The following is a 16,270-nucleotide window of genomic DNA, read 5'->3' as shown; positions in this document are numbered from 1 at the left end:
CACGCGAGTGCTCCAAAGTTTTGAGGAGCCAATTCTGCGGCTCATTCCAGTATAATTGAGTTTTATGAACTTGCCTTAGCCAGTTAAAATAGTGCCAGGAAGAAAATTTGTTCATTTATATAGCAACTAACAGTTTAATTACCATAAAATACAGTAATTTTTAAGTTAGTAAATTATTATCAGTTATAAATCGAATAATTTACATAAATTGCAATTAATAATTGCATAAATATATAAATCACTTTGTTTTCAATGCTATTCTAGATTATGTGGAGAAGTAGTGCTATCTAGGACACCAAGTGGGGCTACTGCCGCTGGACCGGAATAATTCATATTAATATCTGGTATATTATTAGGAGGAGAGTCAAGATTGACTACATCTATGATTGCGTTATCATCATCTGAATCGCTCATGTCAGCACTAGGAGTACTAATATTAGTCACAAGATTTTGGTGTGTAGCTGAATTAATAGGATCTATTATCAATTCTTTATATTTTGTTTTAACTTTATTGATTAACTCTTCTACCTTCTTCCGTTGTGGTAGTATGTTCTCCAATTTTAGCTTACATTCATTGAAATATCTGTCAATCTGTTGCACTTCTCTTAAAGCACAATGTTTAGATGGGGCTCTTTCTGTAAGCTCTAGTGTGTTTTTACAGCATTTTCCTATTATTCCTATAGACAGTATTTTATCTTTGACAGCATTATACTGCAATATATCCGCTAGCTCAGTGAGAGATACACATTGCAACAAATATTTGATCTCAGCTTTAATTTTATAATCAACTTCCTTCACACACAATTCTTCTCCTAATTGTTTAAAAAGTTTTGCTGTACGGTTCCCTCTGACTATTATATTACTAACTGCCATTAACGCCTTGTGAAATTCTTTTACATCAGCAAAATTATGAGCTATAGCTTGTAATATCTTGAAAGATTCTGTGTTATATATGAAAGAATTTATATAGTGTGATTGCGTATACTCAGAACAATCTGGAGTTTTAAAACAGTACAGCTCAAGGGGATATGTTTCATTTGCTGCTATCCACTTTTGTTGCAGTGTATTAATCGCTTCTGTGATCTTATCTAATTGTGATTTTACTTGAGGTTGTGGTGCTATTTGAGGTCGGAAACCATTAGTTAATGAATATACGTTCATTATAGTAGGGACGTTTGCTGCGCCAATAATCTCTGCTTCTGGTTGATTAACCTGATTAATATTGCTGTTATCCATATCCATAAATATTGAGGAATCATTAGGTTGTGCATTAATAGATGGGGAAATTAACTGAGCAAAACTTGTCTTACTTCCTGTGGTAATAGAAATAGTAGTAGACTTAGTGATTACTGATGTAGGAATAGAGGTAGAGGCTGCTATGTAGGGGATACATCCGATATTATAGGAATATGATAGTAAATTTTTTAGTAATACCTGGTAACAATGGCCATTATTACCAGGAGGTTCGAGAGATATCTGCGTATTAATTATCTCTCTAGCAGTATTATTTTGTGTATTGGGTAACTCGGGATTTGCCCCCTGCTTTAACAGCAGATCGATTATTTTATAATACTGCTCTTTAGCGGTCGGGAATAATGCGCAGGCAAGATTTAGAGGGGTGTTGCCTTGTTCATCTTGTGCATCTATGTTAGCTCCTTTAATTAGAAGAGAATTAATTAATTTAATATTACCCTTTTCAATGGCAATGTGTAGTTCAGTGCTAACCTTAAAAGGAGGATTATTTAGATGGGTAGCCTCCTGAATCAATAATTCAGCTAATTTATCATGCCTTCCTACAATTGCCCAAGTGATAGGGGTATAACCGCACTTATCACGCATTTTTAAATCTGGTAATACATATTGTGATAATAATAGAGCCATTTTGATATCGCCTGTTATAACGGCTATATGTAAGGGTGTTTGGTTATGGCAATTTTTACAATTGCGATCTACCCCCATAGAGATAAGAGTGTCAACAGTGTTATAATGTTTATTAGCAACGGCCAAATGTAGTGGAGTATAACCCTCATTGTTTTGTATATTGATGTTAGGCACTTTACAGCTTACATGTCTGATTAACTTATATTCTCCTACTTCTGCTAAAATATGTAATAGAGCAAACCCATCTTCATCCTTTTGATCTAAGTCCTTTTCTTCCTCTAAATAAAATTGTACAATTTGTTTTCGGCTATATTTTGCAGTTAATTGGCGGCCTGTACAACTATTAAAATCATGAATCATATTTTTTGGATTAGAATTCCTATTGATTAAAATGTGAGTTAATTGTTCTTTCTTATTAATGGTCGAAGTGCCGCTAATGAATTCATCAATTTCGCAAGAGTTACTTGAGCTTAATTCTGCATTCTCGCTCATAGCAGTAATGATGTGGTTCGAACTGTTAATTACTGGGGCGATGAGTAAGTTTTCTGGCTGATCTGCTAAGTTTTTGCTTTTCTTATGACTAGCAAGCGCTGTATGTTGGTTATCGATAACATGATGACGTTTTGACATAAGTGATGAGTAAATTAATAATTTTTTTGAATAATAGTGCCAGCCTAGAGATATAATAGGCTGTTAATTGAATGGTATTAATATTAAAATAGAGATTATAGCCAACTTATAGTAATGTAACAAATCTTTTTTCAACTTAAAAGAATTGTAGAGATTTATGCCTTAAAGGTCAGTAAAAATAGATCGACATTTGCTATAATGTATGAAGTTTTGCTAGAAAATAGCTGGAAATAAAATAATTTATAATTTCTAAAATAACCTAAAGATATATTATATGTTTGAACAAGTATTTAGTTATTACCCTTCTATCAATTTTATTATTCAAGGAACGCTAGTAACCTTAAAATATAGCCTGATTTCAGTGTTGTTAGGCCTTATTTTAGGGTTATTATTAGCGGTTTGTAAAATCAGTAAAAATAATCTCTTAAGGATGTTTGCAGACTTTTATACCTCTATTTTTCGTGGTACTCCTCTATTAATACAACTTAGTATAATTTATTTTGGCTTACCAGGGTTGATAGGAGTGAAGTTTAGTGTCTTTGCCGCTGGGATCATGGCTTTTTCCTTAAATTCAGGAGCATATGTTTCCGAAATAATAAGAGCCGGAATTAAGGCTGTTGATAAAGGACAAGTTGAGGCAGCAAAAGCATTAGGTATACCCGAAAGCCTCACTATGCGAGCGATTATATTGCCCCAAGCCTTAAGAAATATACTACCTTCGTTAGTTAATGAGTTAATTAATTTAATAAAAGAATCGGCCATTATATCAATGATCGGGGAGATGGATCTAATGCGTAGAGCACAGGTAGTATCGCTGGAGACTTATACTTATTTTACTCCTATGTTAATCGCAGGGCTATGCTATTATATCATAATAATTATTATTAGTAACTTAGCGAAAATGCTGGAAAAAAAGCTTACTATTAGTTAAAAGCAGTAAAAATTCTTTAGGTTCTGTGAATTTCTATCTAATGGCCGATTTTTGTTGTTATGTTCGTCCTCGAATCCTCATCTACACCCTAGTGCGCTGCGGTTCTGTGAGCGAAAATGCCTATAAATCTACTCATTACATAGAAATGTTCACAGAACCTAGCCGCTATTGAGAGTAAGGCCTAGTGGAAAGGAAATGAAATAATGCTCCGTTATCCTTATATTGATAATAATTACTATTGGTATAGTCCAGCAATATGTTTTATTGCATTAACATTACTAAAAACCCTTTGCTTTTATAAAAAAATTAGTTATAGTTCCACAAATATTACATAATAGCTTGGATATAAATTTGTAGTTACAGTAACATAGTTACAACGCATAAATTCAAGCTACAAGGTGGAAATTTAGATGACACAGAGGAAATTTTTGAAAATCACTATAGTATTTGCTATAAAATCTTTGCCATTCTGATGAAATATTTCTATAAATAATTCCTATAAAATAAATGACCATGTCTATATTTATCTCAAAGTGATATATAGTCAATAAAATAAAGATTATAGATGATTAATAATTAAATAAGTAAAAATGTATACTAAGAAATTTCTCTAGTAAGGCATTTTGCTTTTTTAGTAGGACCATTTGTTTGCCGGAATAATCTATTTTTACAAACGAATTTAAGTTATTTCAGTATAAAAATTTTTGGAGTATTAGATGCCAACAAATAATCAGTTAGTGCGTTTGGGGAGAAAGTCAAAGACACGCAAAACAAAATCGCCCGCTCTGGATGCTAATCCATTTCTAAAAGGGGTTTGTGTTATAGTGAAGACTGTGACTCCTAAAAAACCTAATTCTGCTCTTCGTAAGATGGCAAGGGTGCGTTTGAGTAATGGTGAGTATGTTAATGCTTATATACCAGGTGAGGGGCATAATTTACAAGAACACTCTACGGTGTTAGTAAGAGGGGGGAGGGTGCCTGACCTTCCTGGGGTCAAATATCATATAGTTCGGGGAGCTTACGATACGCAAGGTGTAAAAAATCGTAAGCAAGGGCGTTCACGTTATGGTACTTCAGCGAAACAACAAGCTGTAAAAAAATAATTTGAAATTAGAGAGATAAGATGTCACGTCGTCATGCCGCAGAGAAAAGGATTATCCTGCCTGATATGAAATATAATAGCCCTTTAGTTGCTAGGTTTGTTAATAATATTATGAGGAAAGGGAAAAAAGCTTTGGCAGAAAAAATATTATATTCTGCCTTTAAAAAAATAGAAAAAAAACATAGAGTTGACCCTTTTGAAACTTTTAATAATGCTCTGAATAATGTCAAACCTTACCTTGAAGTTACTTCTGTACGTGTAGGAGGTGCTAATTATCAAGTGCCTTCCCCTGTGGATGAAAGAAGAGGATATGCATTAGCCATACGTTGGATTATTATTGCTGCAAATAAGCGCTCAGAAAAAACTATAATTGATAAATTAGCAGAAGAGCTGTTTGAGGCGGCAAATAATAGGGGAGTAGCAATTAAGAAGCGAGAAGATACTCATAAAATGGCGGAAGCTAACAAAGCATTTGCGCATTTTAGTCCTAAAAAACCGCAACCAAGGTAATATAAATATGTCGACAATAGAACAACTTTCTCTTGCGAATACTCGCAACATTGGTATTTGTGCTCATATTGATGCTGGAAAGACTACCACCACAGAGCGTATTCTTTATTATACTGGTAAGTCACATAAAATAGGAGAAGTGCATGATGGCGGTGCTACCATGGATTGGATGGAGCAAGAGCAGGAACGTGGTATTACTATTACCTCTGCTGCTACTACGTGTTATTGGAAAGGTAAGAGAATTAATATTATTGATACTCCTGGACATGTGGATTTCACGATAGAAGTAGAGAGATCGCTGCGTGTGCTTGATGGGGCAATTGCCGTATTTGATGGGGTGGCCGGGGTTGAGCCCCAATCCGAGACTGTTTGGCGACAAGCTGATAAATATAAAGTTCCTAGAATGTGTTTTGTAAATAAAATGGACAGAATGGGAGCAAATTTTTATCGCTGCGTAGACATGATTAAGGATCACCTTGGAGCCAATCCTTTAGTAACTCAGCTACCTGTTGGTATTGAAGAAAATTTTAAGGGGGTGATTGATCTAGTACAAATGAAAGCGATTCTTTGGAAAGATGAATCGTTGGGGGCTGAATATTCCTACGAAGAAATTCCTAAGGATATGGTAGAGATTGCGGAAAAATACCATGCAATGTTACTTGATATGGTTGCAGAACTAGATGATCAGCTAATGGAGCAATATTTGTCAGGAGAAAAGGTTTCTGCAGAACAAGTAAAATTAGTTATTAGGAAGGGAGTAATAGATAGAGTTTTTGTGCCGGTATTATGTGGTAGTGCCTTTAAAAACAAAGGAGTACAACCTTTATTAGATGCAGTCATTGATTATTTACCTTCTCCTCTGGATATTGGTACAGTTAAAGGTATAGAGCTTGATACTGATACAGAAAAGGAGTTTCAAATTTCTCTTTCTGAACCTTTGTCTGCCTTAGCGTTTAAGGTTATGACAGATCCTTTTGTAGGCTCCCTTACATTTGTTAGAATTTATTCTGGTAGAATCACCTCTGGTATTACGGTAATAAATACCGTAAAGGGTCAAAAAGAGCGAGTAGGTAGGATGCTTCTTATGCATGCTAACGAAAGAGAGGATATTAAGGAAGCAGTAGCGGGAGATATTGTTGCATTAGCGGGGCTTAAAAATACTACTACTGGTGATACTTTATGTGCCCCAGAGAAACAAGTTGTTTTGGAAAGAATGGAATTTCCTGAGCCAGTTATTGAATTAGCGGTTGAACCAAAATCAACAGCAGATCAAGAAAAAATGGGCCTAGCTTTATCTAGGTTAGCTGCAGAAGATCCTTCTTTTAGAGTAACTTCTGACCAAGAAACTGGTCAGACAGTAATTAAGGGTATGGGAGAGTTGCATCTAGAGATAATCGTTGATCGTATGAGGCGGGAATTTAAGGTTGAAGCAAATGTGGGAGCGCCGCAAGTGGCGTACCGAGAAACAATCACTAAAGCTTGTGAAGTAGATTATACTCATAAAAAACAATCTGGTGGTGCTGGGCAATTTGCGCGTGTTAAAATAATATTTGAGCCGCAAGAACCTGCGACAGGGTTTATTTTTGAAAGTAAAATTGTTGGAGGAGCAGTCCCTAAAGAATTTATTCCTGGGGTAGAACAAGGCTTAAATAATATACGAGACACAGGAGTAGTAGCAGGTTACCCTATGATTGATTTTAAGGCCACTTTAATAGATGGGGCTTTTCATGATGTAGATTCAAGTGTGCTAGCATTTGAGATTGCAGCAAAGGCTGCTTTTAGAGAAGGTATGCCAAAAGGAAGCCCAAAGTTATTAGAACCGATTATGAAAGTGGAAGTGATTACTCCAAATGAATATATGGGGGATATTATTGGTGATTTAAATAGCCGTAGAGGACAAATGCAGAGCATGGATCCCAGAGGTAATGCCCAAGTCATTATTGCTAATGTCCCTTTGGCTGAGATGTTTGGTTATGTCAATACTCTGAGATCTTTATCGCAAGGAAGGTCACAGTATAGTATGACTTTTTCTCATTATGATCAAGTGCCTCAACAAGTAGCAGAAGGGATTAAAAATAAAAAGTAAATAATAGCAAATGTTTTAGTATCTTATTATTGTGATTTTTGTCTTTTTATATAAGATATATTGCTGTTGCGAAAAATAAGGAAATGTCTAATATTAATAATCGCTCTGGTCGTGTAATAATATCCAGAGATAGTATTTTTCTTAAAAAATAATTTGATTTTTTGAGCAAAATATGATAGGAGTGTAGCTCAATTGGTAGAGCGTCGGTCTCCAAAACCGAAGGTTGCGGGTTCGATTCCTGTCGCTCCTGCCACTATAAGAGTTTGTATGAATGTTAAAAGAAAATAAATTGTATAAATTTTATGAGCAAGTAAAACAAGAAGCGCATAAAATTATTTGGCTTAATAAGAAAGAATTGGTCACTTCAACTGTTATAGTAGTAGTAGCTGTATTTATTTTTAGTCTAATTTGTCTAGTGTTAGATTACAGCATCCATGCTATCATGCAAATTTTACTTAATATTGGGAAGTAAGAATAAATGTTAGGAAAAATTGTTGGAGCGCAGTGGTACGTTATCCATACCTTATCAGGGTCAGAAAAGGGCGTAAAGCAAATGATTCTTGATCAAATTACTAAGCAAAATATGGCCGAGTATTTTGAAGAGATCCTTGTTCCAGTAATTGAAGTCCCGGAAGTGAAACGTGGCAAAAACGTTAAGACTGAAAAAAAATTTATGCCCGGGTATATTTTAATTAAAATGATAATGACCGATGACTCCTGGCATCTAGTAAAAAATGTAGCTAAAGTAACTGGTTTTTTAGGTAGTAAAAGTACGCCACAGCCGCTTAGTGAAAAAGAAGTACAAAATATTTTTAGTAAGTTGGAATCTGAAACCAAAGATGCTAGAATTTCAAAGTTATATGAGATTGGAGAGGTTGTAGTAGTTACTGAAGGTCCCTTTGAGACTTTCACAGGTGTAGTAGAAGAAATAGACTATGAGAAAAGTCGTTTGAGAGTGGCGATATCCATTTTTGGTAAAGCAACTCTTATAGAGCTGAGTTTTACTCAGGTTAAAAAGAATACCTAATTTTTGATTGAAGATATATTATTTGGTTATCTAGCATAGCGTTTTAGTGGTTAGAATAAAGTTGTACTTGAGGTGTACTTAATTATTTGGTAAGCATCCGGGGCCATAATAAAACGAGATAAGCAAGGCTTGAAAGATAAGTAAATGATAAAGTATTTTATGAAAGTATGGGGCAATAGAAATTTAAATTAAAATGACAAAACAGTGCTATAAGCAAGAAAATATATAGAACAAAGTAAGTGCTTTGATAGAATTTAATATTATAGAATGAAATAGAGTAAGGATAAGATTATAATGGCAAAAAAAATAACTGCATATATTAAGCTCACTGTTCCTGCAGGTAAGGCTAACCCTTCTCCTCCTATTGGTCCTGCTCTTGGTCAGAAGAAACTTAATATTATGGAATTTTGCAAAGCTTTTAACGCTGCTACTCAAGCTATTGAAGTTGGTACTCCTATTCCAGTAGTGATCACGGCTTATGAAGATAATAGTTTTACTTTTATCACAAAAACTTCTCCTGCATCTTATTATTTAAAGCAATTTGCTAAAATCTCTAAAGGTTCTAGTGCTACTAAAAAGGATGCTTTAGCGGGAACAGTGAAGATGTCAGATTGTGTTGAGATCGCAAAAATTAAAATAGCTGATCTAAATGCCGATGATTTAATGGCAGGTGCAAAAAGCATTCGTGGCACTGCTGAATCTATGGGTATTGAGGTAATAGAGGATTAATTATGAAAGCAAAGGAAATAACATCCAAGAATGAAGTAAAAAGTTCTGATGGAAAGAAAATGTGTGATGCAAGAAAAAAGGTGGCTCAAGTGGGGGTGGTGAGTTTACTGGAAGGTATAGAAGTATTGAAAACGGCTGCTTATACTAAGTTTGATTCTACTTTGGAAGTAATAATGAAGTTGGGGGTGGATCCCAAACACTCAGATCAAATGGTGCGTGGTGTTGTATCACTGCCTGCGGGTACTGGCAAAGTGACTAGAGTGGCAGTGTTTTGTAAAGATGAGAGAATAGAAGAGGCAAAAGAAGCAGGAGCAGATATTGTTGGCTCCCTAGAAATGATCGATGATATTAAAGCGGGAAAGATTAATTTCGATGTCTGTATTGCGACCCCAGATATGATGGCAATAATAGGAACGGTAGCAAGAATTTTAGGGCCAAAAGGTTTAATGCCAAACCCTAAGCTTGGTACGGTGGCTACCGATATTGTGACAGCAATTAAAAAGGTAAAAAGTGGTTACGTGGAGTTTAGAGTAGAAAAAGGAGGTATTATCCATGCTGGAGCTGGTAAGCTATCATTTACTACTCAGAATTTACTTAATAATGTTTCGGCTTTTATTTCTGCGGTGATTAAAGCAAAACCTTCTGGTGCTAAAGGCAATTATTTAAGAGCAATATATCTATCCTCGACTATGGGGCCATCGGTTAAAGTAGATATAGGAACTATATCGTCAACACTATAAGGAGAGTTAAAGTGTTAAGAGCAGAGAAGCATGAATTTATTAAAGATTTTGAAGAAGTATATAAAAGCTCAGGTTCAGTTATAATTACTCATTACCATGGGCTTACTGTAAGTCAAATAACTGCATTACGTAAGTCTCTTAAAGCGAGAGGTGTTGGGTTCAGGATAGTCAAAAATACTTTATCCAAGATAGCAGCTTCAAAGGCAGGTGTTATCGAGATGAATACTTTGCTGACTGGTCCTACAGCGGTAGCATATTCTAAAGATTCTATTGATGCTGCAAAAGGGGTAGTAGAATTTGCAAAAACTAATGAAGCTCTAAAAATAGTCGGTGGTTTAGTAAATAATACAATACTAGATGGAAATGCTATACGTCAATTGGCTAAACTACCGTCATTAAATGAGCTGAGAGGTAAAATTATTGGTGTGCTACAAGCACCTGCAACTAAAATTGTTAGTGTGTTACAAGCTCCTGCATCTGGGCTTGCTAGAATTTTGCAAGCTTATATAGATAAAAATTAATTAAAAAGTTTTAAAAGGAAGAAAATTATATGGTAGACTTAGAAAAGATTGTAGAGCAATTATCAACTCTTACAATAATACAAGCTTCTGAACTTTCCAAGATGCTGGAAGAAAAATGGGGGGTGTCCGCTGCTGTTCCTACGGCAGTAGCAGCCGCTCCAGGGGTAGTGGAAGCCAAAGTTGAAAAAACAGAGTTTGAAGTTGTGTTAACAAGTATTGGGGATAAAAAAATTGAAGTTATTAAAGTAACGCGCGAGCTTACTGGGCTTGGTTTAAAAGAAGCTAAAGAAATAGTTGATGCTGCACCGAAAACTATTAAATCTGGGGTTAATAAGGAAGAGGCAGAAAATTTCAAAGCGAAACTAGAAGCAGCTGGTGCAAAGGTGGAGTTAAAATAATTACATAATTTAAGCTATTATACCTGTAAGATTTGAACATGGATTATGTGCTTATTGTTATTGCGTTGGTACTGGTATGTAATTATATTGTAACTAGGTAAGTTGCTTAGATGTACTAATTTGATCTCAAGAACCATCATTTTATTTGTTGGATGCGTGCGTGGAAGTAACATATTAGTGCATGAGCACGCGACTCCTTGATAAAATGACAAAACAATGCTTGAACGCAATGGAGTATATTAATCTCATTTATCAAAGAAATAGGACTAAAGGAAAAGTACAACTTATAAGAAATGTTGGGAGTTTATAACAATTTGAAGGTTGAGTAAGCAATTTTCAAGTTTTTATGGTATTGTTATTCCGTTAGAGTTGCGACCAAGAATAGTGCAAAATGTTAGACTTCATTCGAAACCTGTTTCTGGTAGGGAATTTGACGGAGATGAGGAGCACAAAACCGCAGTGTACTTAGGTGTTATATTCTTCGGCTTTCAAGAGTTGTTTTTTCATTTGATCGGGGTTTTAGCTATGCTCACGTACTTAAGTGTACGTTCCGCGCGCTGGCCCCTTTAAAATAAAATCCAACTCTTGAAATCCATTGAATATATGTGAAGATTTGAGTGCTGAGTCACTGTTCAAATGATCAGGAGCAGTAGAATAGATTCATCGTCCAAATTACCATCTCGAGTAGCGTTTCGAAAGAAGTGTAATGACAAAACAATTCTTGGAAGCAACTGAGTATACTCTAATTCAAGTCAGTAAAACTACTATAGTCAAAGCAGAGTATGAAATGCATTGATATATTATCATAATTTTGGCTTTTGAAAAGTGTAAGTTATGTTAAGGAGTAGATGCTTGAGCATAGGTAGAAATTAAGTGCAAATTATTCTGGATAAAATGAAACATAGTTCAATCAAGTTATGTAAGTATATTTGTTAGCCTTGTGGCCTTTAGTATTGTTTGTTGCTATTAACAAGAGATGGTAGAAATCTTTGAGCAGGTTTCTACCGAAATCATAGTTGAATTTTGTGCAAATAGTGAATTCATGTTAAAAAGTCTACCTGTATTTGTAGTATAAATATGGCAAAATATAGGTGCTGAAATTTTGGCGACAAAGACTAGGTTCTTTGAACATGACTATGCAATGAGTAAATTGATAGGTATTTTTACTCGCAGAACCGTAGCGCCTAGGGTGCATGTGAGGATTCGAGAACGAAAATAACAACAAAAATCGACTATTAGATAGACATATTCAAAGAACCTAAAGTAAGATTACGGTCTTGCTTCTGACTGTTGTCTCTAAGGGTGACTAAATATATTATAATATATTATAGTATATTTGGGTTGATTGAATAAGGACAATTTAATAATAAGTTAAGCTACTGGGCCGTCTTAAACCTAAATTACTTTTATTTTAAGCAAATTATTGGTGAGATTAATAAGTTTTTTAGCTTGTGGAAAAATTTTAATTAATTGCCGTAAGGAAGAACTAAAATCCTGGAATTTTAGTTAGGTATACAGTGTCTACAGCCTCTTTGAAATAAATATATAAATTAATTGAGAGATTATATGGTATCGCAATCCCTATCAATTAACAAGCGTATAAGAAAAAATTTTGGTCATATTAATTTGGTCGCTTCTATACCAAATTTAATTGAGGTACAAAAAAATTCTTATGAAAAGGGGTTTTTACAATTTGGAATAAAATATATTGATCGTGAAAATAAAGGATTGCAGTCAGTATTAAGTTCTATTTTTCCGATTCATGACCCTGCTAATATAGCCTATTTAGAATTTGCTAAGTATGAATTCGATAATCCTAAATATGATGTTGAAGAATGTACTCAAAGAGGACTTAGTTATGCAGCGCCCCTTAAAGTGACATTACGTTTAAGTATTTGGGATCTTGATGAAGATACTGGCGCTAAAGAAATTAAGGGAATAAAAGAACAAGAAGTCTATATAGGGGATATTCCTCTGATGACAAAGAATGGCACCTTTATTATTAATGGTACAGAAAGAGTAGTAGTATCACAAATGCATAGGTCGCCAGGGGTATTTTTCTACCATGATGATGGTAAAATTCATTCTTCTGGCAAATTTTTATACTCTGCCAGGGTTATACCTTACAGAGGTTCATGGTTAGATTTTGAATTTGATGCGAAGGATATAATTTATTTTAGAATAGATAGAAAAAGAAAATTATATATTACCACTCTTCTTAGAGCGATCGGAATGACTACTAGTGAAATTATTAAATTTTACTATGATACCGTAACATGTTTTGTTAAAAATGACAACTGGGCAACTAAATTTATACCTGAATCTATTACAGCCCATAGGCTAATTAATGATTTAATAGACGCAGATACTGGCAAGGTCATACTTGCGGCTGGCCAAAAAATTACTCCTCGTTTAGCAAAAAAATATGCTAAAGATGGAGTGCAGAATGTTTTAGTAGAACCTGAATATTTAGTGGGTAAATACCTATCACAAGAACTGATCAATCCAAATAATAACGAAATATTGGCAGGAATTGGAGATGTAATAACAGTAGATATGTTAGAAGCTATTATAAGCCTTAACATTCCTGCTATTAACGTACTAGCTATTAATCCTCAATCAGGACCATATATCAGGAATACTTTGTTTGCTGATAAAAATCAAGATCATGAGTCCGCTTTGGTTGATATATTTAGAGTCTTAAGACCAGGAGAGCCTGCAAATGTTGAAGCTGCTAAAGCCTTATTTAATAGTTTATTCTTTGAGCCTGAACGGTATGATCTATCAGCAGTTGGTCGGATAAAGATTAATTCAAGATTAGAGCTTAATATTCCAGATACTACCACTACTCTTACTATCCAAGATATTAAACATATTCTAAAAGTTTTGGTAGAGCTTAAGGATGGTAAAGGTTCAATAGATGATATTGATCACTTAGGTAATAGACGAGTAAGATCAGTTGGAGAGCTAATTGAAAATCAGTTTAGGATTGGGCTTGTTCGCATGGAGAAATCAGTCCTAGAAAGAATGTCAGTTGTTGATCTTGACGCAGTCATGCCGCATGACTTAGTAAATTCTAAAGTTTTAGTATCAGTAGTAAAAGAGTTTTTTAGCACTTCCCAATTATCGCAATTTATGGATCAAACGAATCCATTGTCGGAAATAACACATAAAAGAAGATTATCAGCTTTAGGGCCTGGCGGGTTAAGTAGAGATAGAGCAGGTTTTGAAGTGCGAGATGTGCATCCTACTCATTATGGTCGTATTTGTCCAATTGAAACCCCCGAAGGCCAAAATATTGGTTTAATTAATTCCATGGCTACTTATGCTAGGGTCAATAAACATGGGTTTATTGAAAGTCCTTATAGAAAAGTAATAAATGGTACCATAACAGATGAAGTGGTGTTCTTATCGGCTATTGAAGAAGGGAAGTATAAAATTGCGCAGGCGAATGCCTCTACAGATGATCAAGGTCTATTAAAAGAAGAATTAGTAAATTGTAGAATAGAAGGTGGAAATTTTGTTATGGTTCCTCCTAGTGAAGTAGATTACGTAGATGTAACCCCAATGCAAGTTGTATCTGTTGCAGCATCTCTGATTCCATTTTTAGAGAATGATGATGCTAATAGAGCATTAATGGGGTCAAATATGCAACGTCAAGCTGTACCTCTTATTAAGAGTGAAGCTCCGTTAGTTGGTACTGGAATTGAAGGGATTGTAGCGCAAGATTCCGGCGCGTCTGTTGTGGCATTACATGATGGTATAGTTGAACAAGTTGACTCAACTCGGATAGTGGTGCGGACCAATGAGCAGAAAACAGATGGCTCCCCTGGAGTGGATATTTATAATTTGCTAAAATTCCAAAGGTCTAACCATAACACTTGTATTAATCAAAAGCCATTAATTAAGGTTGGCGACCCTGTAAAAAAAGGTGAAGTGATTGCAGATGGTCCTAGTACTGATAACGGTGAAATAGCGCTAGGTAGAAATGTGCTTGTCGCGTTTTTGCCATGGAATGGTTATAATTTTGAGGACTCAATTTTAATATCTGAACGTATAGTAAAGGATGATGTATATACCTCGATTCACATTGAAGAATTTGAAATAATTGCTCGAGATACTAGACTTGGCCCAGAAGAAATTACTAGAGATATTCCAAATGTTAGTGATGAAAGTTTACGGCACCTTGATGAAGTAGGGATAGTATATGTTGGAGCAGAAGTAAAACCAGGTGATATATTAGTAGGCAAGGTTACTCCTAAAAGTGAATCTCCTATGACTCCAGAAGAAAAATTACTTAGAGCAATTTTTGGTGAAAAAGCTGCGGAAGTTAGAGATTCATCTTTACATGTGCCGCCAGGTGTTAACGGTACTGTAGTGGAAGTACGAGTTTTTTCACGTAGGGGAGTAGAAAAAGATGAGAGAGCTATCGCAATTGAGAAACAGCAAATTGAAAAATTATCAAAAGATAAAGATGATGAGCTTCATATAATAGAACATTTTGTTTTTATGCAATTAGAGAAGTTGTTAGAAGGGCAAATAGTTGTAAATGGTCCTAAATCTATCAGAGCAGGGCAATTGATTACCAATAAAGTGCTGGAAAGTTTAAGTAAAGGCCAATATTGGCAGTTAATTGTTGAAGATGCCAACGTTATGATTAAAATTGAACAAATTAAGCGCCATTATGATGAAAAGAAAGACACACTTAATAAGCGTTTTACTAGTAAAGTAGAAAAATTGCAAAGTGGTGATGATTTACCTCAAGGTGCGCTTAAGGTGGTAAAGGTATTTATTGCGACTAAGCATAAGCTACAGCCGGGGGATAAGATGGCTGGGAGACATGGTAATAAAGGAGTTATTTCACGTATTATGCCAGTTGAGGATATGCCATTTTTAGAGGATGGTACGGTGGTAGATATTATTCTTAACCCGCTTGGTTTACCTTCACGTATGAATGTCGGACAGATTCTAGAAACTCATCTTGGTTGGGCCTCAGTAAAGCTTGGAGAAAGAATCGCACTTATGATAGAGGAATATCATAATAAGAACATTGATATAAAGGAGGTAAAAGCTTTTATTTCGAGGGTTTATGGACATAACTCAATGAAACAAAGTGTAGAGACGATGTCTAACGAAGAGATTATAGATGTATGCTTGAATATAAATAAAGGTGTATATTTTGCCACTCCTGTCTTTGATGGGGCAAAAGTAGAAGATGTAAAAGAGATGTTAAAGCTCGCTGAGCAAGACCCATCAGGCCAAATCCGATTAATTGATGGAAGAACAGGTGAATATTTTGACCGTAATGTTACAGTAGGATATAAATATTTATTAAAATTACACCACCTAGTTGATGATAAAATACATGCTCGTTCTATTGGTCCTTATAGTTTAGTAACCCAACAGCCGTTAGGAGGTAAGTCTCATTTCGGAGGCCAAAGGTTTGGGGAGATGGAATGTTGGGCTTTGCAAGCTTATGGAGCGGCGTATACTTTACAAGAAATGTTGACAGTCAAGTCAGATGATGTAGTAGGTAGAATTAAAATTTATGAATCTATTGTTCGGGGGGATAATAATTTTGAATCTGGGATCCCAGAGTCTTTTAACGTTATGATAAAAGAGTTTAGGTCATTATGTTTAAATGTCAAGCTAGAAGATACAACTTCAAGTTAAAATACCACAGACAATCTAATAAAGTTATGGTAAATATAATAG

12 protein-coding genes and 1 tRNA gene are annotated in these 16,270 nt (G+C 35.0%); 12 read left to right on the top strand and 1 reads right to left on the bottom strand.

The window, feature by feature from the left end; all coding sequences use genetic code 11:
• Nucleotides 1-255 precede the first annotated feature (255 nt).
• A complete protein-coding gene (locus tag ACFELV_RS01400) occupies nt 256-2,511 on the bottom strand; it encodes an ankyrin repeat domain-containing protein (RefSeq protein WP_375326434.1) in 2,256 nt (751 codons plus the stop codon).
• Nucleotides 2,512-2,785: 274 nt separating this feature from the next.
• Between ACFELV_RS01400 and ACFELV_RS01395 the strand changes: the two genes are divergently transcribed.
• The 12 genes from ACFELV_RS01395 (at nt 2,786) to rpoB (ending at nt 16,228) form a co-directional block, all read left to right on the top strand.
• On the top strand, nt 2,786-3,442 hold the full coding sequence (locus ACFELV_RS01395) for an amino acid ABC transporter permease (protein WP_375326433.1): 657 nt from the start codon (nt 2,786-2,788) through the stop codon (nt 3,440-3,442).
• A 716-nt stretch (nt 3,443-4,158) separates the two neighbouring features.
• A complete protein-coding gene (gene rpsL / locus ACFELV_RS01390) occupies nt 4,159-4,545 on the top strand; it encodes a 30S ribosomal protein S12 (RefSeq protein ID WP_375326432.1) in 387 nt (128 codons plus the stop codon).
• A gap of 20 nt (nt 4,546-4,565) precedes the next feature.
• Nucleotides 4,566-5,054: a 30S ribosomal protein S7 gene (gene rpsG, locus ACFELV_RS01385; protein ID WP_375326431.1), complete on the top strand. Its 489-nt coding sequence runs from the start codon at nt 4,566-4,568 to the stop codon at nt 5,052-5,054.
• 7 nt (nt 5,055-5,061) lie between these two features.
• Nucleotides 5,062-7,140: an elongation factor G gene (gene fusA / locus ACFELV_RS01380; RefSeq protein WP_375326430.1), complete on the top strand. Its 2,079-nt coding sequence runs from the start codon at nt 5,062-5,064 to the stop codon at nt 7,138-7,140.
• Nucleotides 7,141-7,317: 177 nt separating this feature from the next.
• Nucleotides 7,318-7,393: transfer RNA gene (locus ACFELV_RS01375), tRNA-Trp, on the top strand.
• A gap of 18 nt (nt 7,394-7,411) precedes the next feature.
• A complete protein-coding gene (gene secE, locus ACFELV_RS01370; RefSeq protein WP_375326429.1) occupies nt 7,412-7,612 on the top strand; it encodes a preprotein translocase subunit SecE in 201 nt (66 codons plus the stop codon).
• A 6-nt stretch (nt 7,613-7,618) separates the two neighbouring features.
• A complete protein-coding gene (gene nusG, locus ACFELV_RS01365) occupies nt 7,619-8,167 on the top strand; it encodes a transcription termination/antitermination protein NusG (RefSeq protein WP_375326428.1) in 549 nt (182 codons plus the stop codon).
• A 294-nt stretch (nt 8,168-8,461) separates the two neighbouring features.
• Nucleotides 8,462-8,896, top strand: coding sequence for a 50S ribosomal protein L11 (gene rplK / locus ACFELV_RS01360; RefSeq protein ID WP_375326427.1), 435 nt, complete (start codon nt 8,462-8,464; stop codon nt 8,894-8,896).
• A 2-nt stretch (nt 8,897-8,898) separates the two neighbouring features.
• Complete coding sequence (rplA, locus tag ACFELV_RS01355; protein ID WP_375326426.1) at nt 8,899-9,636, top strand: 50S ribosomal protein L1; 738 nt, start codon at nt 8,899-8,901, stop codon at nt 9,634-9,636.
• Between the two features lie 11 nt (nt 9,637-9,647).
• Nucleotides 9,648-10,157 carry a 50S ribosomal protein L10 gene (rplJ, locus tag ACFELV_RS01350; protein WP_375326425.1) on the top strand — a complete coding sequence of 170 codons (510 nt, stop codon included), beginning with the start codon at nt 9,648-9,650 and terminating at the stop codon, nt 10,155-10,157.
• A 29-nt stretch (nt 10,158-10,186) separates the two neighbouring features.
• A complete protein-coding gene (gene rplL / locus ACFELV_RS01345; RefSeq protein WP_375326424.1) occupies nt 10,187-10,555 on the top strand; it encodes a 50S ribosomal protein L7/L12 in 369 nt (122 codons plus the stop codon).
• Nucleotides 10,556-12,121: 1,566 nt separating this feature from the next.
• On the top strand, nt 12,122-16,228 hold the full coding sequence (rpoB, locus tag ACFELV_RS01340) for a DNA-directed RNA polymerase subunit beta (RefSeq protein ID WP_375326423.1): 4,107 nt from the start codon (nt 12,122-12,124) through the stop codon (nt 16,226-16,228).
• Nucleotides 16,229-16,270 lie beyond the last annotated feature (42 nt).

Source organism: Candidatus Tisiphia endosymbiont of Nemotelus uliginosus, assembly GCF_964264835.1.
Lineage (GTDB): Bacteria > Pseudomonadota > Alphaproteobacteria > Rickettsiales > Rickettsiaceae > Tisiphia.
The sequence above is the reverse complement of the archived record's forward strand: the minus strand, read 5'-3'. Positions and strand labels throughout refer to the sequence as shown.